27 protein-coding genes and 1 riboswitch are annotated in these 25768 nt (G+C 68.0%); of the genes, 8 read left to right on the top strand and 19 right to left on the bottom strand.

Annotated elements, in window-relative coordinates; all coding sequences use genetic code 11:
- Window positions 1-67 precede the first annotated feature (67 nt).
- The gene (locus J7I89_RS10300) at window positions 68-1111 is read left to right on the top strand and encodes an Lrp/AsnC family transcriptional regulator (protein WP_214969699.1); all 1044 of its coding nucleotides are present in this window, start codon (window positions 68-70) and stop codon (window positions 1109-1111) included.
- 60 nt (window positions 1112-1171) lie between these two features.
- Here J7I89_RS10300 and soxR read toward each other — a convergent pair whose 3' ends face one another.
- On the bottom strand, window positions 1172-1636 hold the full coding sequence (soxR, locus tag J7I89_RS10295; RefSeq protein ID WP_214969698.1) for a redox-sensitive transcriptional activator SoxR: 465 nt from the start codon (window positions 1634-1636) through the stop codon (window positions 1172-1174).
- A gap of 139 nt (window positions 1637-1775) precedes the next feature.
- On the opposite strand from soxR, the gene J7I89_RS10290 reads away from it, so the two are divergent.
- The gene (locus tag J7I89_RS10290; RefSeq protein ID WP_214969697.1) at window positions 1776-3158 is read left to right on the top strand and encodes an MFS transporter; all 1383 of its coding nucleotides are present in this window, start codon (window positions 1776-1778) and stop codon (window positions 3156-3158) included.
- Between the two features lie 13 nt (window positions 3159-3171).
- Here J7I89_RS10290 and J7I89_RS10285 read toward each other — a convergent pair whose 3' ends face one another.
- From J7I89_RS10285 to cycA, 7 genes are all read right to left on the bottom strand, one after another.
- A complete protein-coding gene (locus J7I89_RS10285) occupies window positions 3172-3768 on the bottom strand; it encodes a dihydrofolate reductase family protein (RefSeq protein WP_214969696.1) in 597 nt (198 codons plus the stop codon).
- Window positions 3769-3793: 25 nt separating this feature from the next.
- A complete protein-coding gene (locus J7I89_RS10280) occupies window positions 3794-4552 on the bottom strand; it encodes a class I SAM-dependent methyltransferase (RefSeq protein ID WP_214969695.1) in 759 nt (252 codons plus the stop codon).
- A 2-nt stretch (window positions 4553-4554) separates the two neighbouring features.
- Window positions 4555-4950, bottom strand: coding sequence for a DUF1801 domain-containing protein (locus J7I89_RS10275; RefSeq protein ID WP_214969694.1), 396 nt, complete (start codon window positions 4948-4950; stop codon window positions 4555-4557).
- A gap of 55 nt (window positions 4951-5005) precedes the next feature.
- Window positions 5006-5371: a Rieske 2Fe-2S domain-containing protein gene (locus tag J7I89_RS10270; protein WP_214969692.1), complete on the bottom strand. Its 366-nt coding sequence runs from the start codon at window positions 5369-5371 to the stop codon at window positions 5006-5008.
- Complete coding sequence (gene nirB / locus J7I89_RS10265) at window positions 5368-7881, bottom strand: nitrite reductase large subunit NirB (RefSeq protein WP_214969691.1); 2514 nt, start codon at window positions 7879-7881, stop codon at window positions 5368-5370. The genes J7I89_RS10270 and nirB overlap by 4 nt, the downstream gene beginning before the upstream one ends.
- Window positions 7881-8228 carry a molybdopterin oxidoreductase gene (locus J7I89_RS10260; RefSeq protein ID WP_214969689.1) on the bottom strand — a complete coding sequence of 116 codons (348 nt, stop codon included), beginning with the start codon at window positions 8226-8228 and terminating at the stop codon, window positions 7881-7883. Before J7I89_RS10260 ends, nirB begins: the two co-directional genes overlap by 1 nt.
- Window positions 8229-8475: 247 nt before the next feature.
- A complete protein-coding gene (gene cycA, locus J7I89_RS10255) occupies window positions 8476-9966 on the bottom strand; it encodes a D-serine/D-alanine/glycine transporter (RefSeq protein WP_214969687.1) in 1491 nt (496 codons plus the stop codon).
- Window positions 9967-10673: 707 nt separating this feature from the next.
- Here cycA and J7I89_RS10250 point away from each other — a divergent pair.
- Window positions 10674-12566, top strand: coding sequence for a DEAD/DEAH box helicase (locus J7I89_RS10250; RefSeq protein WP_214969685.1), 1893 nt, complete (start codon window positions 10674-10676; stop codon window positions 12564-12566).
- 91 nt (window positions 12567-12657) lie between these two features.
- Here J7I89_RS10250 and J7I89_RS10245 read toward each other — a convergent pair whose 3' ends face one another.
- The 6 genes from J7I89_RS10245 to J7I89_RS10220 form a co-directional block, all read right to left on the bottom strand.
- Window positions 12658-13308, bottom strand: a complete 651-nt coding sequence (locus J7I89_RS10245; RefSeq protein WP_214969684.1) for an MBL fold metallo-hydrolase — start codon at window positions 13306-13308, stop codon at window positions 12658-12660.
- A 166-nt stretch (window positions 13309-13474) separates the two neighbouring features.
- Window positions 13475-14479 carry an aldo/keto reductase gene (locus J7I89_RS10240; RefSeq protein WP_251045142.1) on the bottom strand — a complete coding sequence of 335 codons (1005 nt, stop codon included), beginning with the start codon at window positions 14477-14479 and terminating at the stop codon, window positions 13475-13477.
- A gap of 163 nt (window positions 14480-14642) precedes the next feature.
- On the bottom strand, window positions 14643-15014 hold the full coding sequence (locus J7I89_RS10235; protein WP_214969679.1) for a multidrug efflux SMR transporter: 372 nt from the start codon (window positions 15012-15014) through the stop codon (window positions 14643-14645).
- Window positions 15014-15337, bottom strand: a complete 324-nt coding sequence (locus J7I89_RS10230; RefSeq protein ID WP_214969677.1) for a multidrug efflux SMR transporter — start codon at window positions 15335-15337, stop codon at window positions 15014-15016. Before J7I89_RS10230 ends, J7I89_RS10235 begins: the two co-directional genes overlap by 1 nt.
- A 9-nt stretch (window positions 15338-15346) precedes the next feature.
- Window positions 15347-15413, bottom strand: a riboswitch (guanidine-III (ykkC-III) riboswitch).
- 79 nt (window positions 15414-15492) lie between these two features.
- The gene (locus J7I89_RS10225) at window positions 15493-16023 is read right to left on the bottom strand and encodes a ferritin (protein ID WP_214969676.1); all 531 of its coding nucleotides are present in this window, start codon (window positions 16021-16023) and stop codon (window positions 15493-15495) included.
- A gap of 68 nt (window positions 16024-16091) precedes the next feature.
- Complete coding sequence (locus J7I89_RS10220) at window positions 16092-16682, bottom strand: HutD family protein (protein ID WP_214969674.1); 591 nt, start codon at window positions 16680-16682, stop codon at window positions 16092-16094.
- Window positions 16683-16849: 167 nt separating this feature from the next.
- Between J7I89_RS10220 and J7I89_RS10215 the strand changes: the two genes are divergently transcribed.
- From J7I89_RS10215 to J7I89_RS10195, 5 genes are all read left to right on the top strand, one after another.
- Window positions 16850-17446, top strand: a complete 597-nt coding sequence (locus tag J7I89_RS10215; protein ID WP_214969672.1) for a phosphoribosylanthranilate isomerase — start codon at window positions 16850-16852, stop codon at window positions 17444-17446.
- Between the two features lie 94 nt (window positions 17447-17540).
- On the top strand, window positions 17541-18050 hold the full coding sequence (locus J7I89_RS10210) for an SRPBCC domain-containing protein (RefSeq protein ID WP_214969670.1): 510 nt from the start codon (window positions 17541-17543) through the stop codon (window positions 18048-18050).
- Window positions 18051-18054: 4 nt separating this feature from the next.
- The gene (locus J7I89_RS10205; protein ID WP_214969668.1) at window positions 18055-18456 is read left to right on the top strand and encodes a YccF domain-containing protein; all 402 of its coding nucleotides are present in this window, start codon (window positions 18055-18057) and stop codon (window positions 18454-18456) included.
- Window positions 18457-18470: 14 nt separating this feature from the next.
- Window positions 18471-18821: a helix-turn-helix transcriptional regulator gene (locus J7I89_RS10200; RefSeq protein WP_214969667.1), complete on the top strand. Its 351-nt coding sequence runs from the start codon at window positions 18471-18473 to the stop codon at window positions 18819-18821.
- The gene (locus J7I89_RS10195; RefSeq protein ID WP_214969665.1) at window positions 18814-19302 is read left to right on the top strand and encodes an SRPBCC domain-containing protein; all 489 of its coding nucleotides are present in this window, start codon (window positions 18814-18816) and stop codon (window positions 19300-19302) included. The genes J7I89_RS10200 and J7I89_RS10195 overlap by 8 nt, the downstream gene beginning before the upstream one ends.
- Before the next feature lie 40 nt (window positions 19303-19342).
- Here the strand turns inward: J7I89_RS10195 and J7I89_RS10190 are convergent, their stop codons facing one another.
- From J7I89_RS10190 to J7I89_RS10170, 5 genes are all read right to left on the bottom strand, one after another.
- Complete coding sequence (locus J7I89_RS10190) at window positions 19343-20224, bottom strand: DUF4031 domain-containing protein (RefSeq protein WP_214969663.1); 882 nt, start codon at window positions 20222-20224, stop codon at window positions 19343-19345.
- Between the two features lie 85 nt (window positions 20225-20309).
- Window positions 20310-21044, bottom strand: coding sequence for a hypothetical protein (locus tag J7I89_RS10185; protein ID WP_214969661.1), 735 nt, complete (start codon window positions 21042-21044; stop codon window positions 20310-20312).
- Window positions 21045-21307: 263 nt separating this feature from the next.
- Window positions 21308-21685, bottom strand: coding sequence for a hypothetical protein (locus tag J7I89_RS10180; protein ID WP_214969659.1), 378 nt, complete (start codon window positions 21683-21685; stop codon window positions 21308-21310).
- Entirely contained in the window at window positions 21675-23651 is a 1977-nt protein-coding gene (locus J7I89_RS10175) for a hypothetical protein (RefSeq protein WP_251045141.1), read from the bottom strand. Before J7I89_RS10175 ends, J7I89_RS10180 begins: the two co-directional genes overlap by 11 nt.
- Entirely contained in the window at window positions 23648-25768 is a 2121-nt protein-coding gene (locus J7I89_RS10170; protein ID WP_214969657.1) for a glycosyltransferase, read from the bottom strand. The genes J7I89_RS10175 and J7I89_RS10170 overlap by 4 nt, the downstream gene beginning before the upstream one ends.

Here is a 25768-nt window from a genome sequence, read left to right as displayed (position 1 = left end):
CACAGTCCGGTAAAGTGCTGGAAAAATGCACTGCAGTAGGCAAATCCGCAGGATTCACGCAACGGAGATGATCTTGGAACTCAGTGAGGAAGATCTGGCGCTCATCCATGCCCTGCAAATCGCACCGCGGGTGAGCTGGGCCGACGCCGCCGAGATCCTTGGCGTCCATGCCACCACGCTCGCGGCCCGGTGGGAGCGGCTGCGGGCGGGCGGAGCGTCCTGGATCACGGCGCACCTGATCGGCGACCCGAAGCAGATGTGCCTCGCGTTCGTGGCCGTGGACTGCGAGATGAACCGCAGGGACGACGTCACGGCCCGGCTCGCCGCGATGCCGGAGATCGTCACGGTTGAAGAGGCCGCGAGCCACCGGGACCTCATGCTGACCGTCATTACCGGATCGCTGGAGGAGTTCAGCACCAACGTGGTCTCGCGGCTGAAGGACATTGACGGGCTCCTCAAGTACCAGACTTCACTGTGCACACGGCTGCACGCCGGCGGTGATTCCTGGCGGCTGAACGTGCTCAGCCGTGCGCAGCAGGCATCCTTCAGGGCATTGGCGAGACTCGGGGCGGCGGACCCCGAACGTCCCGACGCCGCGCAGGCGCCGCTGCCCGCGACCCATCTGGCCCTCCTGCCCTTCCTTGCCAAGGACGGGCGTGCGACGGCGGCCGACATCGCACGCGCGCTCGGCCGCAACCCGGCAACGGTCCAGCGGCAGCTGAACCGGGTGCTGGCCAGCGGGATCCTGTCCCTGCGGTGCGAGATTGCGCAAAGATACTCGTCCTTTCCCGTGACCTGCCAGTGGTTCGTCAACGTCCCGGCCGGTCAGCACGAAGCCGCGGCGGCCGCCCTCCGGACCATCCGGAACGTGCGGCTCAGCGCCTCGACCACGGGGCCCACGAATTTCGTGATCATCATGTGGCTCCAGTCCCTGGCCGACGTCATGGATGCCGAACTTGCCCTGCAGCAGAAGGTCCCCGGCATTGAACTGGTCGAAAGCGTCGTCATGCTGACCACCGTCAAGCGCGTGGGCTGGATGCTGAACCCGGACTCGACGGCGAGTGGCGCCGTCGTCGTTCCCGCCGGGTCCGCCCAACTAGGTAACAGCTGACGCGCTTCTCAGCGCTGGGAATCGCGTCAGCTGCTACCCAGTTGGGGGCGGGACGCGGGCCTACGCGCCGGGGGCGGGTTCCCAGCGGACGGGGCCGGAACCGCCGGCCCCGAGTTCATCGGACGGATTCTGCAGCCGGCAGGCCTTCAGGCTTAGGCAGCCGCAGCCGATGCATCCGTCCAGGTCCTCGCGCAGGTGGTGCAGGGCCTCGATGCGGGCGTCCAGTTCCGAGCGCCACAGCCGGGAGAGCCTGGACCAGTCGCGCTTCGTGGGCGTGCGGCCCTCCGGCAGCGAATCCAGCGCCGTGCGGATGTCCTTGAGCGGAATTCCCACGCGCTGCGAGACGCGGATGAACGCCACCCGGCGCAGCATGTCCCGGCCGTAGCGGCGCTGGTTGCCCAAGGTCCGTTCCGACGTGATGAGCCCGTTGCGTTCGTAGAAATGAAGGGCCGACGGCGCCACGCCGCTCCGCTGCGACAGCTCGCCAATGCTCAGCGCGTGCGTCCCGGCAGTTTGGTGTGGCATGCTGTCCCCCTAGCTCCAGAACGGCGCCGGCCGGCACCGTCGCCCGCCCATGACCGCCCGCCTAGACCCCCATGACCGCCCGCCCCTCTTGGAGGCGCAGCTTGACCTCAACCTTAGTTGAGGTTTTACGGTTGCGTCCATGACTACCGATCAGGCCGCCGTGCACGAATCCGCCCCGCCGCTCCCCGCCCCGCCAGCCGCCGGGATCCTCCAGCGCCCCTATCTCCTGGTGACCGTTGGCGCGTGCGCCCTGGTGTTCCTGGCAGCCTTCGAATCCCTCGCCGTGACCACCATCATGCCGATCGTGAGCCGCGAGCTCGACGGCGCCGGACTCTATGCGCTCGCCTTCGCGGGTCCGCTGGCCACCGGCGTGATCGGCATGGTGGGCGCCGGGAACTGGTCCGACCGCCGCGGCCCCGTGGCGCCGCTGTACGTCTCCGTTGCCGTCTTTGCGCTGGGCCTGCTGATTGCGGGCACGGCCGGAAGCATGCCCGCCCTGGTGGCGGGCCGCCTGGTCCAGGGCCTGGGCGGCGGCGCGATGACCGTGGCCCTGTACGTGGTGGTGGCCCGCGCCTACCCGGCCGTCCTGCACGCCAAAATCTTCGCCGCGTTCTCCGCCGCCTGGGTCATCCCGTCCCTCGTGGGTCCCTTCGCCGCCGGGCTCGTGGCGCAGCTGGCCAGCTGGCACTGGGTGTTCCTCGGCGTCGTGGTGCTCGTGGTGCCGGCGCTGGCCATGCTGGTCCCGGCGCTGCGGAGGGTCCGGTCCGGCCCCGAGGACCAGCCGGCGCCGTGGGCCCTCGGGCGGCTGGCCTGGGCTGCGCTCGCCGCGCTGGCCGTGCTGGGCCTGAACCTGTCCTCCGGGGTGCCGGTGGCCGGCCCGCTCGTGGCGGGGGCCGCCGTCGTGGTTGCATTGCTGGCGGTCAGGCCGCTGGTGCCGCGAGGCACCCTGACCGCCCGCCGCGGGCTGCCCAGCGTGATCCTCACCCGCGGACTCGCGTCCGCCGCGTTCTTCGGCGCTGAGGTCCACCTTCCCTACCTGCTCGTGGAGCGCTACGCCTTCTCGCCCACGTTCGCCGGCCTCACCCTGACCGGCGGCGCGCTCGCCTGGGCCGCGGCCTCCGGGATCCAGGGGCGCCTGGGCGGGCGGCTGGGCAGCCCCGTCGCGGTGCGGATCGGCTCGCTGCTGGTGCTGGCCGCGATCGTCCTCGCCCTGGTGACCACCGCCTTCGGCTGGCCCGCCGCCGTCGCGATTTTCGGCTGGATTCTTGCCGGCGGCGGCATGGGACTGATGTACCCGCGGCTGAGCGTCATGACACTCGCGCTCTCCACACCGGACACGGAAGGCTTCAACAGCTCGGCGATGTCCATTTCCGATTCCCTCGGCGGGGCCCTCGCGCTCGCGGCCACCGGCATCGTGTTCACCGCGCTGACGACGACGGCGGCTTCCTTCGCCGGGGTCTTCGCACTGACGGCGGTGATCGCCGCAGCCGCGGTCGCCATCGCGCCGCGGGTTGCCGACTAGTACGGAGTTCTTCTTAGAGGCGCGGCAGAACCTTGTAGTAGAGGTGGGTGACGGCATCGCCCTGGATCACCCGGGTCTGCTCGAGTTTCACCGGCGCGGCGGCGAGATGGTCGAAAAAACGGATGCCCTCGCCGAGCAGCCACGGGGCCAGATTGACCCGGATCTCCTCCACGAGGCCCGCGTCGATAGCCTGCCGGATGACGTCGGGTCCGGCCAGGCCCACATCCTTGTCGCCGGCAAGTGCCGTTGCGGCCTTGACCGCATCCGCGAACCCAGTGGTGACGAACGTGTAGGGGACCCCGTCGCGGGGCCAGCCGTCCGGAACGGAGTGGCTGAGCACCACGATGGGGCAGTCGATGGGGTGCTGCCCGTCCCAGCCGTGGGTGATGTCGAAGATCCGCCGGCCCACCAGCAGAGCGCCCGCCGTGGACATGGTGCGGCGCAGGTGCTCGGCGCTCGCCTCCGTGACGTGCCAGGTCATGTCCGACCGCGCGGTGGGAATGTCCACCGGCCCGTTGCTGTACCAGTCGAAGAGGCCGTTCACGGAGTCGTCCGGGAGGGCAATGAAGCCGTCCAGGGACATCGTCATTTCAGCAACCAATCTGGCCATGGGTCCACGCTCCTCGCGTTGGCATTTAGGGGATGTCCGCTGCCTTCAGCCGGGTGGCGCGGAGGACGGCGTCGGCCAGGATGGCCATCTGCCCGTCGGGGCCGGTGGCTTCCCGTTCCCGGCTTTCCGCCACCTCCACGCTCCACTCCGGCGGGGCGATGCCGAGTTCGGCCACGAGCTGCTCGGCTGTGAAGTACCTCGCGGACCCCGCGTGGCTGCCGGCGTCGTGGCTGCCGGCGGCATGGCTCGCCCACGGCGGCAGCCCGTCCGGGTGGTGCCCCACCACGAGCAGCGTCCCGCCCGGCCGGACGGCGTCGGCCGCAATCCGGTGTGACCGCTGCCAGGGCATCTCCGTGGAGTGCAGGAACTGCGCGGAGACGAGGTCAAACCGCTCCTCGGGCGCCCACGTTTCCAGGTCCCGCTGCAGCCAGGTGACGCGGTGGCCGAACCCGGTTTCCGCCGTATGGGCGGCAGCCCGTTCAAGCGCGACGGCGGACACATCCACGGCGGTTACCGTCCAGCCATGCTCGGCGAGCCACAGGGCGTCCGCGCCTTCGCCGCAGCCGAGATCGAGTGCAGTTCCGGGGGCGAGGCCGCCGGCTTCCGCCACGAGCTGCGGGTTGGGCCGGCCGCTCCAGACGCGCGGGCGGCTGCGGTACATGTCGTCCCAAAGCCGCGCGGCGCCGTCGCCGCCGTTCCCACCATGGTGACCGGCGCCGTCGTGCCCTGCTTCGGCGTGACTGGTTTCGCCGTTGTTGGCGCGCGAGTGCTGGTGGTCGGCCATGGCTACTGGTCCTTCTTGATCCTGCGCCAGCCGCCGGCGCGGTTGTTGGTAATGATGGACCTGAACATGTCGGTCAGGGCCGGGGCGTTAATCGACTCGCCTTCGTAGAAGGCCACGGTGCGCCCCGTCTTGTTCTCATGCCCGCCGGTGATGAGGTGCTCCGGATCCGGCGTCAGCCCGCCGTCGTACAGGAAGACGTTCACGTGGTCCTTGGCGGCGAGGAGCGCGCAGACGTTGCCCTCCAGGACGAAGTAGGGCTGGCGCGTGCGCTTGATGGTTTCCACTACCCCGGGATCGGCGGCGTGGACCAGCTCGCGGACCTCCCGGCACACCGCCTGCTGCCACTCGGGCAGGGCATCGATGTAGGCATCCACGCGCGGATCTGCGGTGTAGTCCATGGGGATACCCTGCCACAGAATCCCCTGCCCAACTAGGTATCCCCAGCCCAAGGGATCAGGGGAGCCGCAGGACGATGTTCCGGTTACCGTCCGCGAACACCGGATACCTGCGCAGCGGGCCGGCCCCGGTGGTGGAGCAGCCAGTGTCCAGCTCGAAGGCGTGCTGGTGCAGCGGACACATCACCACCGCCTGGTCGATGGTGCCGTCGGCGATCGGACCGCCCTTGTGCGGACAGACGGCGGAGACGGCGCGGAGCGAACCGTCCCGGAGCCGGAACACCGCGATCTGCTCGCCCGCCACGCCAAATGCCCGGCCCTCGCCCACGGGAACCTGGTCCAGCGGGCCGAGGACGTGCAGGATGGCGCCCTGCCCGGTGTTCGAAAGGCCGGTGCCCTGCCCGGCGTCGGGGCTGGCGCTCATCGGACCGGCACCTGGGGGAGGACCTCGAGGGGGAGCGAGGTGCGGAACTGGCCGGGGGTGAAGGGGTCGTCGCGTTCGGTCCACGGATCAACGTAGGCGTCCACCGACTCCTGCATGGCGGCGTCCAGTTGCGCGCCAAGGCCTTCGGCGTCGTCCACAATCACCGCCCGGAGGTGCTCGATCCCCACCCGCGGCACGAACGCGTACGTCCGTTCCAGCCAGTTGGCGCGCTCGCGGTAGTACTGCATGAAGCGGCCGGCCAGCAGCTTCACGGTCTCGGGGCTGTCCACCGTGGCCAGCAGGTCGCCCTTCCGGATGTGGGCCCCGGCCGCCCCGCCCACATAGATCTCCCAGCGGCCGCCGTCCACCGCCACCACGCCAACGTCCTTGACGAGCGACTCGGCGCAGTTCCGCGGGCAGCCGGACACGGCCAGCTTCAGCTTCGCCGGCGATTCGATGCCCTGGAAGCGCGACTCGATCTCGATCCCCAGCCGGGTGGAATCGCCCGTGCCGAAGCGGCAGTACTCCTGCCCCACGCACGTCTTCACCGTGCGGAAGCTCTTGCCGTAGGCGTAGCCGGATGGCATGTCGAGGTCGGCCCAGACCTTCGGCAGGTCCTCCTTAGGGACACCCAGCAGGTCGATCCGCTGCCCGCCGGTCAGCTTCACCATGGGAATCTTGTACTTGTCCGCGACGTCGGCGATCCGGCGGAGCTGCTCCGGCGACGTCACGCCGCCCTTCATCTGCGGCACCACGGAGAACGTGCCGTCGCGCTGGATGTTGGCGTGGACGCGGTCGTTGACGAACCGCGCGTCGCGTTCGTCGATGTACTCGCCGGCCCACATCATCTTCAGCAGCGAGGCCAGGCCCATCTTCGACTTCGCGTCCTCGGCGCCGCCCGGGGCCAGGGCAGCGAACACCGCGGACACGGACCGCAGCCCCTGCTCGCGGATGGCCTTCATCAGCGCGGCCTTTTCCAGCGGCACGCCCGGAACGTAGTACGCCGCCGCGGGGTCCTCCTCCACGGCGCCGTCGGCGGCCCACTCCACCACTTGCCGGACCAGCAGCTTGCACGAGCCGCAGCCCTTGCCCGCCCGCGTGGCATCCATGACTCCGGCCAGTGTGGTGCAGCCGCCGGCCACCGTATCCACCAGCGTCTGCTTGCTGACGCCGTTGCAGTTGCAGACCTGGGCGTCGCCGGCCAGTTCGGCCACTCCCGCTTCCTCGCCCGGTCCGCCAATGTCGAACAGCAGCGAGACGCGCTCGTCGGGAAGCGGCAGGCCCCGGTCGAACGCCTGCGTCAGGTAGGCCACCTTGCGGCTGTCCCCGAGGAGCGTTGCGCCCACGATCTTGCTGTCCCGGATCACGATGGACTTGAAGACGCCGCGGCTCGGCTCCGAAAACACCACGTGTTCATCGGTGTCCCGTTCCGGGGCTTGCAGCCCCATGGATGCGACGTCGACGCCGGCCACCTTGAGTTTGGTGGCGGTCCGGGAACCCAGGTAGGCCGCTTTCGGGTTGGCGCCGGTCACGTGGTCGGCCAGCACGGCGGCCTGCTCCCACAGCGGAGCCACCAGGCCGTACACCTCGCCGCGGTGCTGGATGCACTCGCCCACCGCGTAGATCTCATCCTCGTCGGGCACCCGCATCTGGTCGTCCACCACGATGGCCCGCTCCACGGGCAGGCCGCTCGTGACTGCGACGTCCACGTTGGGCCGGATTCCGGCGGCCACCACCACCATGTCGCACTCGATGTCCGGCTTGTCCCGCAGCCTGACGCCCCGCACTCTGTCCGCGCCCAGGACGGCCGTGGTCCGGCTGCCCGTGTGGACCCCGATGCCGAGGGCTTCCACACTGCGGCGGAGGACGGCTCCGCCGTCGGGCCCCATCTGCGCGTTCATGAGGTGCCCGCCGGAGTGGACCACCTCGACGTCGATGCCGTGGCTTTGCAGCCCCCGCGCGGCTTCCAGCCCCAGCAGCCCGCCGCCGATCACCACGGCGCGGTGATGGTGGTCCTGCTGGGCGTAGGACACCATGCCGGTGGTGTCGTCGATGGTGCGGAAGGCGAAAATCCCGGGCAGCAGCCGTCCGCCCGGCGTGTACATGCCGTCCATCGGCGGCAGGTGCGAGCGGCTGCCGGTGGCGATGATCAGGACGTCGTAGGGGGTGGCCCGGCCGTCGCCGGAAAACACCAGCTTGGCGAAGCGGTCGATCTTGTCCACCCGGACGCCGGCGTGCAGCGTGATGTCGTTGTCCCGGTACCAGGCCAGTGAGTTCAGGAAGATGTTGCCGGTGTCCTCCTCGCCGGAGAGGACATGGCTGAGCATGATCCGGTTGTAGTTCCCGTACGGCTCGTCACCGAACATGGTGATCCGGTACTGTACCGCCCCGCCGCGGGCCAGGATCTCCTCGACGGCGCGCGCCCCCGCCATGCCGTTGCCGATCACCACCAGCCGACGGCGGGAATCAACGGTTTTGGTCCGGGCGGACCGGCTGGCCAGCGTGGTCATCAGTGCTCCACCATCCCCAGATCGACCACCACAGCGCCGGTGACACCCGTGTCCGCAAGCAGCCGGAGCTCGATCAGCGATCCTCCCTCGATGTCCTCCACCACCCGGAGCGGTACGTGGACGTCGCCCTTGGCCCCGATGGGGAAGTACCGCATGGGCACGCCGTCCCGCATCAGCACTACGGTGATCAGCTCGGGGGAGGAGTTGCCGCCCCGGAAATACAGCGTCTGGTTGATCACGCCGTCGGGAACGTAGTGCGAGAGCTGGCTGTGGATGGGCACCGGCTTTTCCAGGCCGGCTCCGTCGAACGGGAAGATGCCCTGGAGGAAGAGGTTCTTCAAGGTCACGGTCAGATCCTTTCGGCGGAGGGACGCTGCACCGGTTGTCAGCCCGGCATGTGTCCATCCTTCGCCGCGCTTGTTACAGAGCCCGGCGGGCCATGTAATTTCCGTTTAACACCTTCCTCACCGCTGAAACAAAACAGGCGCGGACGTGGGAGCGGACCGTAGGAGCGGGCAGAAGAAAACCGCGCGGCGGAACACCGGTGTGTTCCGCCGCGCGGTTTGTGTTTCTGGTTTGTGGTTCTGGGTACAGCTAGGCCTTGGCCGCGGGCGACGCGGCGCCGGCGGTGGAGTCCGCGGTCCATTCCGCGATCCGGGCCTGCTGCAGGGGTGTCTGGCGGTTGAAGTACCAGGCGGCGCCCAGCAGCAGGAACCACAGCGGGGCAACCACCAGGGCGAGCCGGGTGTCCTCAGCCTGGGCCAGGGCCACCAGCATGAACACGAAGAACGCCAGGACCACGTACGGCATGAAGGAGCCGCCCGGCATCTTGAAGGATGACGACGCGTGGAGTTCGGGCCTGCGCCGGCGGAACACGATGTAGCTGACCAGGATCATGGACCAGACGAACATCGTGAGGACGGACGCCACTGAGGTGACCACGGTGAAGGCGCCGATCACGGAGTCTCCCGCGTACAGCAGGACCAGCCCGGCCAGCAGGAAGATGCAGGAGAACAGGAGGGCGTTCTGCGGGACCTTGCGGACGCTCAGCTTGCCGAAGGATTTCGGGGCGTTGCCGTCCTGGGCGAGGCCGTAGACCATGCGCGAGGTCGAGTAGATGCCCGAGTTGGCGCTGGACGCGGCGGACGTCAGGACCACCAGGTTGATGACCACGGCGGCGATGCCCAGGCCGGCCAGGGTGAACATGCCGATGAACGGGCTGCTGGCGGGGTCGATGCTGCGCCACGGGTTGACGGCCATGATGACCACGAGTGCGCCGACGTAGAACAGCAGGACGCGGATGGGGATGGAGTTGATGGCCCGGGGGAGGTTCTTTTCCGGGTCCTTGGTTTCCGCTGCGGCAGTGCCAACCAGCTCGATGCCGGCGAAGGCGAATATGGCGATCTGGAAGCCGAGGATGAAGCCGAACATGCCGTGCGGGAACATCCCGCCGTCGTTCCAGATGTTGGCGAGGCTGGCCACCGCGCCGCTGGGCGAGGTGAAATGGGTGGCGATCATGACCACGCCGGTGGCGATCAGGGCGAGAATGGCCACCACCTTGATGATCGCGAACCAGAACTCCGCTTCGCCGAAGGCCTTGACCGTGGGGAGGTTCAGCAGGATCAGGACCACCGGTGTAATCAGCGCGGGAATCCACAGGGGTGTGCCGGGGGCGAGCTTGTCCACGTACCCGGCGATCGCCACAATGTCGGCCACGCCCGTCACTACCCAGAAGAACCAGTAGGACCAGCCCGTAAAGAACCCGGCCCAGGGACCGAGGAGGTCGCCCGCGAAATCGCTGAAGGACTTGTAGTTGAGGTTGGATAGCAGGATCTCGCCCATGGCGCGCATGACGAAGAACAGCATGAAGCCGATGATCATGTAGACGAAGATCACGGAGGGCCCGGCGAGGGAGATGGTCTTGCCGGAGCCCATGAACAGTCCGGTGCCGATGGCGCCGCCGATGGCCAGGAGCTGGATGTGGCGGTTGCCCAAGGCGCGGGCGAGGTGCTCTTCCTTGCCCTGTCCGGGTGCAGCAGTTTCTGTGGGCGATTGAAGGGGAACGGTGGTGGTGCGTTCAGACATCGAGTCTTCTTCCTTGTCACAGGTGCCGGCGATTGCAATTAGGTGCACTGCCGGCCGCGTTGATCCGCCGACGATGTGACGGAACTAACAATTTGGGGGTGGGTTAAGACTAGGACCAGGCGGGCAGCCCCAAGGTGGGCGGTCCGGGGGTGCCGGCCGGCTGCTCCGGCCGCCCGGTCGCCCGCCAAGGTCCTAGGACCCCGCCGGGGGAAGAGGCATTCTCCCTGCGTAGCCGGGGTGTGAGGCCTTGGGCCCAGGCGGGGCGGTGGCCATCTGCCGGGCTGTGCAGCCCTGCTCGAGCGCTCGACATATGTTCAGCGTGGCAGCCTCAAATGTCGCCCGATGTTCGATGTAATATTCGTCACAGCGCCAGGCGCAGTCCCGCCCGGCGGACGGCCGGGCGGACGGCCGGAAGCCCGGGCCGACAGTGGCGGGGGCCGGCTAATGCTAGACTGGTGAAACTTGATGTGCAGTGATGCCCACTTTGTTCCGGTCCATCAACCGGAACCCCGCAACGGATCCGTCCTTGCAGGGGGTGGGCTTTTTTCATGTGAGAGGCACATCCTGCGTCGATGAACGCTATTTGGTCCCAGCCGCATTACGCCGGCCGGTTGATCACCTGACTTTTCCTCGGCGACCCCCTGAGCCAACCGGCATCGGGGGCCGATATCCGCATGGATACCGCCCGAAAGACCCTGATAAAACACATGACTACTTTCGCTGCCCTCGGCACGCCCAAGGCACTCGCCGACACCCTGACCGCGCAGGGAATCATTGAACCGTTCCCCATCCAGGTCAAGACCCTCCCGGACACCCTGGCCGGACGCGACGTCCTGGGCCGCGGCCGCACCGGCTCCGGCAAGACCATCGCCTTCGCCATCCCGCTGGTGGCCCGCCTCGCCGAGCGCGAAGCCAAGCACTTCCGCAAGCCCGGCCGTCCCATGGGCCTGGTCCTTGCACCCACCCGTGAACTGGCCACGCAGATCAACGCCACCATCGAACCGATGGCCAAGGCCATGGGCCTGAACACCACCGTGATCTACGGCGGCATCTCCCAGGCGCGCCAGGAAAAGGCCCTGCGCGCCGGCGTCGACATCGTCATCGCCTGCCCCGGCCGCCTGGAGGACCTCATCCGCCAGCGCATCCTGTCCCTCGAAGCCGTTGAGGTCACCGTCCTGGACGAGGCAGACCACATGGCCGACCTCGGCTTCCTGCCCGTGGTCAAGAAGCTCATGGACATGACCCCGAGCCAAGGCCAGCGCCTGCTGTTCTCCGCCACGCTGGACAACGGCGTGGACAAGATCGTCCAGCGCTACCTGTCCAACCCGCTCACGCACTCCGTTGACGATCCGCAGGCCGCCGTCACCACGATGGAACACCACGTCCTCGTGGTCAACGACCAGACCGTCAAGAAGCAGCTGATCGTCGAGCTCGCCTCGGGTGCCGGTCGCCGCGTGCTCTTCATGCGCACCAAGCACCACGCCCGCAAGCTGGCCAAGACCCTCACCGACGCCGGGATTCCCGCCGTCGACCTCCACGGCAACCTGTCGCAGAACGCCCGTGACCGCAACCTGGCCGAGTTCTCCTCCGGCGAGGTCCGCGTCCTGGTGGCCACCGACGTCGCCGCCCGCGGCGTCCACGTGGACGACGTCGAACTGGTCATCCACGTCGACCCGCCCACGGAGCACAAGGCGTACCTGCACCGCTCCGGCCGTACGGCACGTGCCGGTTCGGACGGAACCGTGGTCACGCTGACCCTGCCCGAGCAGCAGTCGGACGTCAAGAAGCTGATGAAGGCTGCCGGCGTCGAGGTCAACTTCGAGCGCGTCACCGCCAACTCGCCGCTGGTCGCGGAACTCGTCGGCGAAATGGCCGACAAGATCGATCCGCGCACCCGCGCCGCACTGCTCGCCGCCAAGGCTGCGCAGCACGGCGGCGGCACCTCCACCGGTGCCAACGCAGAGCGCAAGCGCGCACGCCGCCAGGCTGCACCCACAACGGGTGGCCGGGGTGGCCGGGGCGGACGCGGGCGGGTTTCGGCTGAGGCTCCCCGCACCGACCTGCCCCGTGCAGAGCGCCGTGCAGCGGCGTACGAAGGCCAGGCCGCAGCGCGCAACGCCGCAGACCGCGTCATCGAGCAAAACGAAGACCGGGCCCAGGCAGCAGCAGCTGCACGCCGCAACGCACGTGGCCGCGGCACGGCGTCCACGCACCGCAACGACGTTCCGGCCGCCGGTGGCCGTACCTCGGCCGGCCGCGGTTCGGACGGACGTTCCGAATCCCGCATCACCCGCAGCGATGCTCCCCGCGGCGGCACCGGCCGTCCGACGACGGGCGGCCAGCGCAGCGGACGTCCGGCAACGGGCCAGCGCGCAGCCGCTGCCGGCTCCGGTGCCCGCACCGGAGCCAACACCGGCGGCCAGCGCGCTGCCGGCGGCACCACGGGCGGCAACAAGGCTGTCTGGTCCTCCAACACCGGCGGCACCTCGGGCGGCTCCTACGCCGGCGGCGGCAACGGACGCTCCGGCGAAGGCCGTCCGGCACGCAGCGGCCCCCGCCGCGCCTCGGCTCCGGCGTCGAACGAACGCCGCGGCCGCTAGGGTCTCCTAACCGACATCGAGTGCTCCGTAACCGCCGTTTAGAAGGTTCATAACGGCAGTTGCGGAGCACTCGATCGGTGGTTAACCAGGCTCACCAGCCGCGGGCCCGCCACTCGTCCAGGTGCGGACGCTCCGCGCCCAGGGTGGTGGGCTTGCCGTGGCCCGGATGCACCACGCTGTCGTCCGGATACACGTCGAACAGCCGCTCGGTCACGTCGGTGATCAGCTGGGCGAACCGCGCAGGATCCTTCTGCGTATTGCCCACCCCACCCGGGAACAGCGAGTCGCCGGAGAAGATGTGGGCAGGACCTTCCGGATCCTGGTACACCAGCGCAATGGATCCCGGCGTGTGTCCGCGGAGGTGCACTGCCGTCACGTCGAAGCCGTCGAAGTTGCCGACGTCCCCGTGGTCCAGCAGCACGTCCACGGGCACCGGAAGCTCCGGCGCGTCATCGGTTCCCGCGGCGGTCCGGGCCCCGGTTGCCTCCACCAGGCCGGGCAGTGCCCTGACGTGGTCCCAATGCTGGTGCGTGGTGGCCACCAAGGCCAGCTTCGGCGCCGCTGAGGTGTCTGCCGAGGCGTCCGCGAGCAGCGACTGAATCGCGGGAAGTTCGTCCGCGGCGTCTATCAGCAGCTGCGCGCCGGACTCCTTGGCGGTGAGCAGATACACGTTGTTGTCCATCTCGCTGACTGAAATGCGGCGGATGGTGATGTCCCGGAGTGAGTGAATGAGCGTGTCCATGCGGTTCAGTCTACGAAGCTGAGCCAGCACAGCACGTCGAGCCAAGACAGCGCACTGAGCACAATGCCGCCGCGCCTACCGCGGATTCCAGTATCGGAATGCGGAGGCGAGGCGGTTTTGTGCGCTCAGCAGCCAGCGCGGCGCGCTAGTCCCCGGGAAAACGCGCCTACTCGCGTCCCTGCGACACCCACCGCAGATCTGCGGACCGGGAGCCGACGACGGCGTCCGCGGCGCCGTCGAGCACGTCCAGTTGGGCGGCACTCAACTCGAGCGACAGGGCGCCCAGGTTTTCATCGATGCGGTGCGCTTTGCGGGTGCCGGGAATCGGGACCACCGGCAGGCCGAGCCGTCTGCCGTGGGCCAGCAGCCAGGCCAGGGCAACCTGGGCCGGAGTCGCCTCCAGCCCGGCCGCCACGGAACGCACGGCGTTCACCACGCCTTCGTTGGCGTCCAGCGCTCCCTCGGCGAAGCGCGGGATGTTGCGCCGGAAATCGTTGTCGCCCAGCCGGGACGCGTCGACCGTTCCGGTCAGGAAGCCCCGGCCGAGCGGCGAGTACGGCACGAAGCCCACGCCCAGTTCCGCGGCGGCCGGAACCACGTTCCGTTCCACGTCACGGCTCCAGATGGACCATTCGCTCTGGACCGCGGCAATGGGGTGGACGGCCGCGGCGTCGCGCAGTTCATCGGCCGTCACCTCGGACAGCCCCAGATGCCGGACCTTGCCCGCCTGAACCAGTTCGGCCATGGCCCCGACCGTCTCCGAGATGGGAACCCGGACGTCGCGGCGGTGCATGTAGTAGAGGTCGATGACGTCCGTGCCGAGGCGTCGGAGGCTGCGGTCGGCGGCCTCCTTGACGTACGCTGCGTCCCCGCGGATGTCGGTGTAGCCCGTGGACGGCGTGCCCACGAGGGAAAATTTCGTGGCCAGCTGGACGTCGCCGCGGCGGTCCTTGAGCAGCTTCGCGATCAGCTCCTCGTTGCTGCCGCCGCCGTAGATGTCGGCCGTGTCGATGAAGGTGATGCCCGCGTCCACCGCATGCCGCAGCGTCCGGAGCGCCTCCGCCGGGTCAACCTCGCCATACACGGGGGTGAGCGCCATGCCGCCGAACCCGAGCGGACTCACGCGGAGGCCGTCACCCAGGTGAACCGATGCTGCCGGGTTGTTCGTCATCTCAATCTCCATCTCCAAGGAACTGCCGTCCCAGCCAAGAACCAAGGAGGGCGGGCAGGTATTCCGACAACTCCTTCCGGGACCGGCCGCCGAATCTCCCCGGTTTTCACGTCCGGCGGCTCGGATGCCCCGGCGTTTCTCTGCGACCCGCCGACACAGCCGTTCAAAGGTGGGGAGACTCAGCGCCGGTGCTTGAGCGGCCGGCCGGCAGCATTTTGAGTCCCGCGGCGCAGCCCACAATCCCGGCGATGAAAAGCACCTTGAGCAGGCTGAAGGGCTCGACGCCGGTGGCCATGGCCCAGCCGACGGTCAGGGCCGCGCCGATCCCCACCCAGACGGCGTAGGCGGTGCCGAGGGGGATGGTCTTCACCGCCATGCCCAGGCCCTGCAGGCTGAGCGCGGCGGTCACGGCGAAAACAAGGGTGGGCAGCGGCCGGGTCAGGCCGTCGGACTGGCCCAGTGCGGTGGCCCAGACAGCCTCCAGGACGGCCGAGGCCAGCAGGATGACCCAGGCCGTGGCAGGCTTCGCAAGCATTACGCCACCGCCTTCAGGCCAACCACGCACGCGGCGATCCCGGCGAGCAGCGCGATGCGCGCCGCCGTCGGCCGTTCAACCTTGGCGGCTATCGCATAGACGGACGTCAGCACCACGCCCACGCCAACCCACACCGCGTACGCGGTTCCGGTGGGAATGGACTGCATCGCGACGGCAAGGCCGGCGGTACTGGCCACGACCGACGCGAGGAAGAGGGCCATGGGTGCGATCCGGCGCCGCCCCGAAGACCGCGACGCGCGGCGCAGTGCTGCGGCCCATACGGCCTCGAGTGCGCCCGAGAGAATGAGGATTAACCAGGACATGACAGATCCTTTGGCCAGTCTTGTCGCGTGCCGGGTACTGAACCGTCGTCCGGAGGTCCGCCGATCGGGACCTTGGTGGTTAGCCTAGCAACGCCCGACGGCGGCGGCCACAGTTGGTGGCAAAGGTCACCGGCGCGCGGTGCCGGCCGCCGCTGTCAGAGGATCCCGCCGGCGGCCTCCGGGCCGGACGAATCTCGGCCGCCGTCGCCGACGGTTTCCCGGGCTATGAAGTTCTCGATGTCGAAGAGGTTGTCCGCGCGTTCGGCGATGTTCAGCAGCGTGGTCATCGCGGCTACTTCCTCCACCTGCTCCTTCAGGAACCACAGCATGAACTGTTCACCCAGGGCATCGTCCTCGGCGCGGGCGGCTCGGAACAGGCCTTCGATGCTGCGCGTGACTTCCTTTTCCTGCTGCAGCGCGAGCGCGAGCGGCTCCGTGACGGACGCGAAGTCGTTGCGGACTGCGGGGACCCCGGGAACCTCTACGGGAACGTCGCGGTCAAGCATGTACTGGACCATCATCATGGCGTGGTTACGTTCCTCCACCGACTGCCGGTAAAAGTACTTGGCCAGCTGGGGGAGGTCCTGGTTGGCGAACCAGACGGCCACGGCCACGTACTGCTGCGAGGCCGCGAATTCGTTGCCGATCTGGAGGGACAGGAGATCGTTGAACTTTGATTCGGTCATGGCACCGAGTCTAGGTTCGGGGACGCCGGGGCGACCAGTGTGGAAAGGCTCAGATAAGGAAGCGCAGGCTACCCTGCCGCCGCATCGATGGACACGACGGCCAGGAACCCGCGGCCCAGGATTTCGGGCGTCTGCGTGTCTGAACCGACCACGGCGTCATAGCGGTTGAGTGCTTCCGGTTCGCTTGGCGCCGGGGCGGGTTCGGCTGCGGTGACGGTGGCCTGGCCCTGGAGCAGAATGCCGAGCTGCCCATCGAATACGGGATGCGCCCGCTTCTTCGAGAGCTCCACGATCGACGTGTAACCCTTGAACGCTCCGGTGCGGGTGATGACGTTCAGGTCGCGGATGTCGCCGGTGGGCAGGGCACTTGAGGTCGCAGCTTCGCCCGAGAACCGGAAGGGCCGGTACTTCTCGAGCGGGTGCTCGCCGCCGTCGACTGTCAGCAGCAGGAGCTCGCCGTCTATTACCGTCAGCACGCGCTCCATGCCCGGGAAGGCCGAGAAGTCTCCGGCTTTGGTGACGTCGGCGATGCTGACGCGCCAGTCCCACACGCCGTCCTGGGCCGAGGCGGCCCGGGGATGGCTGGCCAGCTCCCGGGTGACCCCGCCCCCGTTCCGCCACGGTTGGGGTCTGAGGTCTGCGAAACGGATGATCTCCATCCGCCCAGCCTAGCCCGGCCCGGGCCCGGTTTGCGGCAGCGGCCTGTTCCGCCCGCCTGTTCCGCCCGCCGGGTCCGTTGCCGTTGCCCGCCCCTTCCGCTCCGCGTAAAGTCGGCGCAGTATTGCTACCGTCATTTGGGGACAGATCAACTACAAGGAGCCGGTTAATGTTCGTCAAAGTGTGCGGGCTGAGTACCCCTGAATCTATCCGCGAGGCTGTGGATGCTGGAGCGGACGCTGTGGGTTTCGTCCTGACGGCCAGTCCCCGGGCGGTTTCTCCGGCGCAGGTCACCAAGCTGCTCAAAGAGGTTCCGGACGGCGTTGGCGCCGTCGGTGTTTTCCGCCACGAGCCCACGGCGGATGCCGTGGCCATTGCCCGCGCCGCGGGCCTGGGCTGGATCCAGCTGCACGGCGACCGCACTCCCGAGGACGTCAAGACAGCGCACGACGCCGGCATGAAGGTAATCCGGGCCGTCACCATGAATGACGCGCCGGAGGCTTTCGCCAGCTGGGACGAGGAGATGTTGCTGATCGACGCCGCCGTTCCCGGCTCGGGCGAGGCCTGGGACTACGGCTCCGTGCGCGCCAAGGGCCTCGAGGGGCGGCAGTGGCTCCTTGCCGGCGGCCTGGATCCGGCAAATGTCGCAGAAGCAGCCCGGGCCGCCGGGGCCTGGGGCGTGGACGTCTCCTCCGGCGTCGAAATTTCCAAGGGAGTCAAGGATTTGGCGAAGATCCGCGCGTTCGTTACCGCGGCGAAGTCGTAGGAAACTGACTCTTGACCGCCGTCCCCGGAGGTGGGATATTTAACTTGTTCGTTAATTAATGTATCAGTTAAATACTCTGATTCAGGAGCCTGACATGAGCACGCAGCAGGAACCCCAGTCCTTCACCCTGTCCATGGAGCGCGAGTTCGATGCTCCCCGCGAGCTGGTCTTCAAGGCCTTCATGGACCCGCAAATGCTGTCCGCCTGGTTCGGGCCGGAAGGCGTGGACACGCCGCTGGACCGCATCGAGGTGGAGCCGCGGGTCGGCGGAGTGTGGCGCATGGTGATGGTCTATGAGGAAGACGGCGTCGCGAAGGAATCGCCCATCGATTCGGTCATCCGGGAGTACGATCCGCCGCGGCTCCTGGTGGCGTCGCAGCTGGACTCGGACCTTGCCGAGGGGCAGACGCACGTCATGGCCATGCGGCTGGAGTTTGAGGACATCGGCGGGCGCACGCTGCTACGACTGACCCAGACGGGCTTCAACAGCCAGGAGTACGTCGAGATGACGCGCGAAGGCTGGGCGAGTTCCTTCACCCTCCTGGACGCGGAACTGGACGCGGAATTGGAGAAGGCACCGCAGAAGAGTGAAGCGGGACAATGAATTCATGAAGACCCTACTCAACATTATCTGGCTGGTGTTCGGCGGACTCTGGCTGGCGATCGGCTACTTCGTCGCCGGCGTCATCTGCTGCCTCCTCATTGTCACCATTCCGTGGGGCATCGCGTCGTTCAGGATCGCCTCCTACACGCTGTGGCCGTTCGGGCGCATGGTGGTGGACAAGCCGGGAGGCAACAGCATCTTCGCGCTGTTGGGAAACGTGGTCTGGCTCCTCGTGGCCGGCATCTGGATTGCGATCGGCCACGTGGTGACGGCGTTCGCGATGGCCGTCACCATCATCGGGATCCCGCTGGCCATCGCCAACCTGAAGCTCATTCCGGTCTCGCTGATGCCACTGGGCAAACAGATCGTCCCCACCAGCACACCGTTCGTCACCAGCTACCGCTGACAAGCCGGCAATGAATGGCAAACGACCAGCTCAGCATGATCTTCGCTGCCTTGGCGGACCCCACGCGGCGGGCCATCCTGGCGCGCCTGGCCGACGGGGAAGCCACGGTCAACGAACTCGCGGAGCCGTTTGAGATCAGCCTCCCGGCCGTCTCCCGACACCTGAAGGTACTGGAGGCCGCCGGGCTGATCTCGCGCAGCCGCTCCGCGCAATGGCGCTCCAGCCGCCTCGAAGCCGCGCCGCTCGGCGCTGCCACGCAGTGGATGGAGACGTACCGCCGCTTCTGGGACACCAGCTTCGACAAGCTCGATGCCCACCTGAAGAGAATCCAGACCACGGAAAGCGAGGAAGAGCAAAATGTCTGAGCAAGTTATCCCGACGCAAACCACGCCGCCGGACGAGCTGATGCTGGTCATCACCCGCCACTTCGAGGCGCCCATCCGGACGGTGTGGTCCGCCCTGACGGATCCGGACCAGGCACCTGCATGGTGGGGGCCGCACGGGTTCCGCGTCCCGCGGGAGACCATCGAGACCGACTTCGAAGTGGGCGGACGCTACCGGGCCTGCATGGTCCAGGAGGAGACCGGCCAGCGGCTTTGGTGGAGCGGCATCCACACGCGCATCGAGCCGCCGACCAATTTCGAATTCACCTACGCCTGGGACAACGAGGACGGCACGCGAGGCTATGAGACCGAGGTGGCCATTGAACTGGAGGAGGAGGCCGGCGGCACCCGGATGACCTTCACCCAGGGCCCCTTCGAATCCGTGGAAAGCCGGGACGGCCACGGCGGCGGCTGGGGCGAGGCCTTTGACCGGCTGGAAGGGCACGTGCGGTCCGCCGGATAGCAGCCGGCGAGCCCTCCGGCCGTCCCGTCAGGGGCCGCGATCACCGGCCTGCTGACTCGAGTTCACCCCGAAGGTTCCGCCGCGCGGCATCCAGCCATAGCTCGCGGGCGCGGCGGCTGTGGAACAGCGGGTCCAGTTCCAGCAGCCCGCGGACGACGGCGGCCCGGCCGGCCGCGAAGTCCGCGTCGCCAATGTGCGCGTAGTCTTCGCGGACGGCGGCCACGTACCTGGCGTAGTGCTCCGGTTCGCCGCCGAGAACGGACAGGTCCGCGTCGCAGAGGAGGGCGCCGTCGTCGTCCCCCGCCGGAGGCCGGTGGTCGGACGTCAGCCGGACCAGCCGTGCCACCTCCGCGACGTCGCCTGCGGGCAGGCCGGCATCGGTGAGCCTGAACTCGGCGAGGCGGGCCGATTCCTCCTCGTCCAGTCCGGCAGCGCCGCGGTAGACGGCGTCGTGGAACCAGGCCGCGAGGACCACGGTGCGCCGGGGTCCTGCGGGTTCGGTGAGCAGGTCCAGCGCCTCAAGCACCGCCAGCAGGTGCGTGCAGCCGTGGTACCGCCGGTGGGCTTCGCTCCAGCGGTCAAGGAGGTCCAGGAACAGGGCATCGTGGCCGGGCATCACCGTGTTCCAGCGGTTCAGCAGGGGAGTTTTCAGCGATTTGTTGCGCGCTCGGGCGGGGATCCTGAGTCCGCTGGCGATGAGCTTCCGGACCAGGACCCGGCCCTCCACGGGAATGGCGCCCGCCGCCACGAGTGAGTCGTAGCGGCGCTCGGGCACATCGTAGTGGTCGCCGTCGAACGCCCGTTCAGGGATCTCGGCCGCGGCGGCGAAGGCGTGCAGTTCCGCCAGGGAGGCGTCCGATATCAGGTGTGAAAAGTGGGTTCCGTGCGCAGGCCACAGGGGCGGATCCAGGTAAACGGCCATGGAGGAAGTCTAGTCCCCGGGGCACTGGGTCCCGGCAGGCGGCTTGCCCGCCGCCTGCCGTTCTGGAATTCGCGCGGGACGGGCTCTACGACGCCCTGACCACGATGTCGTCGATGTATTCGTCTCCCATCTGGCGGGTGTGCTCCGCCCCCAGCTGCACTTTGCTCAAGCTCGTGACGCCAAGGTTTACGGCGCTGCTGGAGTACTCGGCTGCGCCGTCGAACCATACCTTGATCGTGGATTGGCTGCCATTGGCGGTCACGGTCATTTGGGCCCGGTGCCAGGTGTTCAACGGGATGCTGGAGGACTTCAGCTTGGTGTACGTGAAAGTCCCGTTAGGGGCGGTGACGCGCAGCCAGAGCTGCCCGTTGCTGTTGTAGCGGTAGATATCCGCGATCCGGGTGCTGCCCGAGAAGAACCGAAGGTACGGGACATCGTTTCCGGCCACCCCTGCAGTGGTGATGTTGAACCAGCCGTCGGCGCTTGCTGTCTTGGTGCCCGAGTTCAGTGGCGCTGACATCTTGGCAACAGATCCGGAATCCGCGGTCACATGGAGTTTGACTGAGCACAGCCCGGTGTGGTACTTGGAGCTGGAGATGTTGGCCGTTCCAGTTCCCGAGGTGCTTTTGACGAACGGAGCGATCGAACCTTCGAAGCTCGTGGCGGCCACGACGTATGTCCCGGGCAGCGAGCTGGTTGGTGGGGCTGTGTTGGGGCGGCACGTGACGGCGTTGGCGGCCTGTGACGAGGCGAAAATCAGGCCACCGGACAACATCACGCCGACGGCGCCTACTGTGCCCAATTTTTTCAACTTGCTCATTTGTTAGTCCTCACTATCTTGTTCGTGTCATTGGTACCGGCCGCCGGGCCGGATTGGCCCAGCGGCCGGTTAGGCCGTGCCAGGAGCGAAACGCCATCACAGCAGCTGGATTAGCTTGGCCAAGAGCGAGACGCAGATTAGGGAAAGGAGGGCCGCAGCGGTGTAAACCGCGGCTTTCGGCAGCGGGGCGCCCGGCCGAACTATGCGCAAGGCATCACATGTAACCAATGCCACGACGGTGGCAAACCCTGTCAGGAAAATGATCATCGCGCACCTGCCAGGGATCCGCGGGACCGCCGGGCGCCGAGCGCCAGAAGTCCCAGGGTGACCAGCGACAGCAGGAACACCGCCGCCGGCGGGGACCACATCCGCGAAAAGACCATCGCCGTGGCGACGATTGTGGAGAGCCCGAGGCTGGAAGCCACGGCGATGGACACGGCCAGCGGCAGGGTGCCGCGTGCTTCGGGACTGTCCGGCGGACCGAACCGGAGAAGCCTGACCAGGGCTGTGCCGGGTCCTGCCAGCATCAGCAGGCCGATCACCACCAGCCTCAGTCCCTCGGGCCCGAAGAATGAGAGGGGCATCGCGGCGATGGCGATGCCGCCCACCGCGTACGTCACGTACTTTCGATCAAATGCCATTGCCTGCTCCTTTGATGTGGAAGACTACGCCGCCGGGCTCATCGAACACTTTCGTCCAGCCGGGGCTGGCGCCGCACGTCGCAATGAAGCGGTCAAGATCCCCGGGGGGCGTCGTCTCGAGAAGTTCCGCGGCCACTTTTTGGCTTGTTGTGATGATCAGGTAGGCGCCTGTCCGCTGCGCTATTCTGTTCGGTGCATCGCACGTCAGCGGGGCGGCGTCGGGCCGTGGTTGGGCCGCCAGCAGCTCCCGGTAGTCGTACTCGGCGTATTTCTGGAACTGCCACGGGGTGTTGCCTACCGCTTCGATGAGGATTGATCCTGCCGGGGCGGTCGCGTAGAGCCGGTTGACCAGGGAGACGTCTTCCCGCGTGAATTTCTCCATGCTGTCATTGCCGTAGCGGGTCACCACGGTGGCAGTGGCCAGAACCGATCCCATCACCAGCAGGGCAATGCTTCGTTTCCAGCCAGGGGCGCCCTGCCTGTCCGGTATCAGGATCAGCACGGCCAGGCAGGCGGCGAACGGCAGGCTGAAAAGGTACAGGCGAAGGAGCAACTCGCCGCCGTAGGGCTGGCCGGGAACCAGGGCCAGCGGTGCCAGCGCTCCCACCGCCGCGGTAAGCCAGGCCGTCCGCCGCCGGTGGGCCATGACGGCCCCCACTGCGGCCAGGACCCAGACGAACGCCACTTCGGCCAGCCGCGTGTAGACCACCTGCACGTGGTCTTCGCTCCCGCTAACGCGCTGTGTTACGGCGCCGAGAGTGTTTGCCTGGATATCGCCGAACGACCCGAACAGCTGGCCCAAGTGACCCTCGAAGTAGGCAGAGGCCACGAACACCAGCCAGCCGATCGGCAGGACCGCGGCGAGGATGGGCAGGTAGCGCAGGCGCAGCCGGCCGGTCAGGACGAAGAGGGCCAGGATGGGGACCACCGCGAAGGGTGTGAGCTGGTGGGAAGCCGTCATGGCCACGAGGATCCCCGCGCAGACCACCAGCAGGACGGCCGCGTCAGCCGGAGGAGGGCTCGTGATGCCCTGGTGCTGCACAGTGGGGTCAAGTTTGGCCACGGTGTGCGCCAGCGACCTTGTGAACGGCTTGCTGCCGGTGGGCCAGGCCCATCCGCTGAACACGCTCAGGAGGCAGGCGAGCAGGGTGACGAGGAGCATGAAGGCGTACGCCTGGGGGGACAGGTAGTCCTGTCCGACCCAGCTGGTGAGGTAGAAAATCCAGACGCCGGCCCACGCCTGCCGTGGCTGGGAGGTCAGCCTTGTTGCCAGCGCCAGCAGCGGGGCCAGCAGGAGCAGGTTAATTCCCAGGGGCGCCCACGTCGCGATGCCCATCAGGTCCCTTACTCCGGTGGCGCCGGACAGCAGCCCCAGGAGATCGAAGAAGCCGGGCCAGTTGAAGTACGCGTCAAGATTCGTATCCAGCTGGCCGGACCTGGCGATGTAGTCAGCAATGCCGAGGTGCCGGTAGCTCGCCTCGAGGCGGGGCAGGCCGTGAACGATGGGATCCGCGGCATGCAGGATGACCACCAGGACCAGGACCTGGCCGGCCAGCAGCGCGGGTGTGTGCCGGCGCAGATTCAGTGTGGCCACGAAGCCGGCCAGGCTGAGTGCGAGGGCAACGAAGTAGACGGCCGGAAGTGCCTCGACGAGCCCCGTCCCGCCGATCCGATCGGGATCCACGCTCAGCAGGCTCCAGATTCCCAGCGCCAGGGCCACGGCGGCGAGTCCGGCCAGGGCGGCAAGTTGCCAGGGACGCGACGATTCATGACGGACGACGGCGGGAGGTACAGTGCCGCCGTGTTTGGCGCCCCCTTGCTTGACCTCGGCATGCTTGGTCTCGCCGTGCTTGCCGTCATGACGCCCATCGCCGTGCTTGGCGCCGCCGTGCTTCGTGTCGGTGTGGCGGTGGGGTGCGGGTGACAGAGGTGCCGTCGGTGCCGACGGCGTGGGTTCGGGTGTCATGGTTTCTCGATTCCAGTCGACTGGTTGAGTGCCGCTGGCGGGACCTCGACGGGGTCAGCGGCTGGCAGGGCTAAGCTCAGCTTTCTGAGGCGGAAGATGGCGATCAGCGCGGCCGCCGCCTGGGCAGCGGACCACAGCGCAGAGACTCCGGCAAGGCCGTACTCCTGGGCGGTGAACGCCGCGGGCGCCACCACCAGGACTGCAGCGAGAATAGCCACGCCCGTGGCTTCGACAAGGCGCCCGAGCGCGCGGCACAGGCCGAAGTAGACCTGGGTCACGCAACTCAGCAGCAGCGCCGGCACGAGGACGGGCAGCAAAATCCAGGCCGCCCCGTATTGCGGGCCAACGAGGCGCAGAAGGAAAGGTCCGGCCAGGAGCAGGATGGCCCCGGCCGCGAGCGTGAGCGCCAGGCTGGCCCTGAGTGCCGAGGACACCAGGCCCGGTTTTGGCCGGTCACCGGCCAGCGCGGTCTGCAGCGAAAATCCGGCGGACTGCGGGACAAAGAAGACGGCGGATGCCATCATCCACACGATGTACCAGGAGGCAGTTGAAGCCGGGCCGAGCGTGGAGGCAACGATCAGGGGAAGCAGATAGCCGGGGGCGCGGTCCGCGAGCATCAGGGCGTGGTTTGGAAGTCCCGGTTTCAGCAGGGCGACGGCGGGACCGGTCCTGAGCCCGCGCCTCCAGTCTGGCGAGACGCCGGCACGGTGGAGCTGGCGCAGTCCCAGGAGTACGCTGGCCAGGGCGCCGGCGCCCACGGCACCCACCACCACGGTCAGCTCGCGGAGCCCGGCAGTCAGCGCCCCGCCCAGGACGGCGAGCTGTACCACGCTTTGCACGAGGCTCCGGGCCAGGGCGCGGTCGGCGCGCTCCTGTGCGACTCCCACATGGTCCAGCTGGTAGGCGGCGGCAGCAAAAAGGGCTGTCGCTGTGAAGATGGCCGTCACAAGGGGATCGTTCCAGGCATGGCCGACGCCCGACCCCGACGCGTACGTCACGCCCGCAACAGCGCCGGCCACGACGACGGTGGAAACGCCCACGGTCAGCAGGCTGCTGGCAATCAGGCGGCGTCCGCCGTCGGACTGTATGGGGAGGAGGGTGAGCGTCGCCTGTCCAACACCGAGCATTCCGAACTGCACGGTCAACAGGGCAGCGGCCACCACAGCGGAGCCCATGCCGATTTGCTCCGGCGGCAGCATGAGCGCCGCGAGTGCCCAGAAAAGGAAGCCGGTCACCATGGGGGCTACCCTGGCGGCCGTCAGCCAGGCTGTGTTGCCGCCCACCGACAGCGCGGAGCCCCGTGGGCGCAGGATCTCGCCGAACATAGCCCCGTAGTTGTAGAGGAGGAAACCGGCCCAGTACGGGAGGAAGCGCGGCGCCTGCAGCAGGGACAAGCCCACGCCCCGGAACGTGGCCAGCAGGGGCAAAGCGAGCGTCCAGCCGGCGCGCGCAGGGTGCTTGCGCATGGTCCGGGCCATGCCGGCGCCGTCCTGGAGCCACTGGTCGCGGGCTGCATCGAACGTGTCGGCGAACCTGTGCCGCACTGCGGTGGTGCTGGAGACGCCCAGCCGGTAGCCGGCCTCCTCGAGCCGTATCCTCAGTTCGATGTCCTCACCCGAGCGGAAGGTGTCGTCGAAGGCGACGGACAGCAGCACCTTTCTGCGCATGAGGGTGGCGCAGACCCCGAACCACGAGCGGACGCGGCTGTGGTTGTGGTGCCAGGCCAGGGCCTCGCCCCAGTAACCGGGACCATCACTCTCACTGACAAGCCCGAACTGCAGTCCGTCGTAGCCGCAGACCTTGAATTCGTCCAGGAGGCCGCCCAAAGCGCCGGGCGGAATGACGACGTCGGCATCGATGAGCGCCACGAGATCGCAGCTGGCGCTCTTGACGCCGAGCATCCGGGCAGCGGGCAGTCCGCGGCCTTCATCGGAGATGACGCGGGCCCCGAGTGAGCGTGCAATCTCGGCCGTGGCGTCCGTAGAGCAGCCGTCCACGACGATGATTTCCCGGGGCCTCTCGCGGCGGATGGACTTGAGGCATTCGCCCAGCCAGCCCGCAGCGTTGCGGGCGGGAACCACCACGGACACCTCAAGATCGCTCACGTGGCCCCGCAT

The organism is Arthrobacter sp. ISL-5, assembly GCF_018613835.1.
In the GTDB taxonomy this organism is placed as follows: Bacteria; Actinomycetota; Actinomycetes; order Actinomycetales; family Micrococcaceae; genus Arthrobacter.
Note: the sequence above shows the minus strand (reverse complement) of the source record. Positions and strands in the feature narration are given on the sequence as shown.

Excerpts from the sequence above, each read along its gene's own strand:
- J7I89_RS10300 (WP_214969699.1), top strand. The coding sequence starts at position 68 with ATGATCTTGGAACTCAGTGAGGAAGATCTGGCGCTCATCCATGCCCTG.
- soxR (WP_214969698.1), bottom strand. The coding sequence starts at position 1,636 with ATGCCACACCAAACTGCCGGGACGCACGCGCTGAGCATTGGCGAGCTG.
- J7I89_RS10290 (WP_214969697.1), top strand. The coding sequence starts at position 1,776 with ATGACTACCGATCAGGCCGCCGTGCACGAATCCGCCCCGCCGCTCCCC.
- J7I89_RS10285 (WP_214969696.1), bottom strand. The coding sequence starts at position 3,768 with ATGGCCAGATTGGTTGCTGAAATGACGATGTCCCTGGACGGCTTCATT.
- J7I89_RS10280 (WP_214969695.1), bottom strand. The coding sequence starts at position 4,552 with ATGGCCGACCACCAGCACTCGCGCGCCAACAACGGCGAAACCAGTCAC.
- J7I89_RS10275 (WP_214969694.1), bottom strand. The coding sequence starts at position 4,950 with ATGGACTACACCGCAGATCCGCGCGTGGATGCCTACATCGATGCCCTG.
- J7I89_RS10270 (WP_214969692.1), bottom strand. The coding sequence starts at position 5,371 with ATGAGCGCCAGCCCCGACGCCGGGCAGGGCACCGGCCTTTCGAACACC.
- nirB (WP_214969691.1), bottom strand. The coding sequence starts at position 7,881 with ATGACCACGCTGGCCAGCCGGTCCGCCCGGACCAAAACCGTTGATTCC.
- cycA (WP_214969687.1), bottom strand. The coding sequence starts at position 9,966 with ATGTCTGAACGCACCACCACCGTTCCCCTTCAATCGCCCACAGAAACT.
- J7I89_RS10250 (WP_214969685.1), top strand. The coding sequence starts at position 10,674 with ATGACTACTTTCGCTGCCCTCGGCACGCCCAAGGCACTCGCCGACACC.
- J7I89_RS10245 (WP_214969684.1), bottom strand. The coding sequence starts at position 13,308 with ATGGACACGCTCATTCACTCACTCCGGGACATCACCATCCGCCGCATT.
- J7I89_RS10240 (WP_251045142.1), bottom strand. The coding sequence starts at position 14,479 with ATGACGAACAACCCGGCAGCATCGGTTCACCTGGGTGACGGCCTCCGC.
- J7I89_RS10235 (WP_214969679.1), bottom strand. The coding sequence starts at position 15,014 with ATGCTTGCGAAGCCTGCCACGGCCTGGGTCATCCTGCTGGCCTCGGCC.
- J7I89_RS10230 (WP_214969677.1), bottom strand. The coding sequence starts at position 15,337 with ATGTCCTGGTTAATCCTCATTCTCTCGGGCGCACTCGAGGCCGTATGG.
- J7I89_RS10225 (WP_214969676.1), bottom strand. The coding sequence starts at position 16,023 with ATGACCGAATCAAAGTTCAACGATCTCCTGTCCCTCCAGATCGGCAAC.
- J7I89_RS10220 (WP_214969674.1), bottom strand. The coding sequence starts at position 16,682 with ATGGAGATCATCCGTTTCGCAGACCTCAGACCCCAACCGTGGCGGAAC.
- J7I89_RS10215 (WP_214969672.1), top strand. The coding sequence starts at position 16,850 with ATGTTCGTCAAAGTGTGCGGGCTGAGTACCCCTGAATCTATCCGCGAG.
- J7I89_RS10210 (WP_214969670.1), top strand. The coding sequence starts at position 17,541 with ATGAGCACGCAGCAGGAACCCCAGTCCTTCACCCTGTCCATGGAGCGC.
- J7I89_RS10205 (WP_214969668.1), top strand. The coding sequence starts at position 18,055 with ATGAAGACCCTACTCAACATTATCTGGCTGGTGTTCGGCGGACTCTGG.
- J7I89_RS10200 (WP_214969667.1), top strand. The coding sequence starts at position 18,471 with ATGGCAAACGACCAGCTCAGCATGATCTTCGCTGCCTTGGCGGACCCC.
- J7I89_RS10195 (WP_214969665.1), top strand. The coding sequence starts at position 18,814 with ATGTCTGAGCAAGTTATCCCGACGCAAACCACGCCGCCGGACGAGCTG.
- J7I89_RS10190 (WP_214969663.1), bottom strand. The coding sequence starts at position 20,224 with ATGGCCGTTTACCTGGATCCGCCCCTGTGGCCTGCGCACGGAACCCAC.
- J7I89_RS10185 (WP_214969661.1), bottom strand. The coding sequence starts at position 21,044 with ATGAGCAAGTTGAAAAAATTGGGCACAGTAGGCGCCGTCGGCGTGATG.
- J7I89_RS10180 (WP_214969659.1), bottom strand. The coding sequence starts at position 21,685 with ATGGCATTTGATCGAAAGTACGTGACGTACGCGGTGGGCGGCATCGCC.
- J7I89_RS10175 (WP_251045141.1), bottom strand. The coding sequence starts at position 23,651 with ATGACACCCGAACCCACGCCGTCGGCACCGACGGCACCTCTGTCACCC.
- J7I89_RS10170 (WP_214969657.1), bottom strand. The coding sequence starts at position 25,768 with ATGCGGGGCCACGTGAGCGATCTTGAGGTGTCCGTGGTGGTTCCCGCC.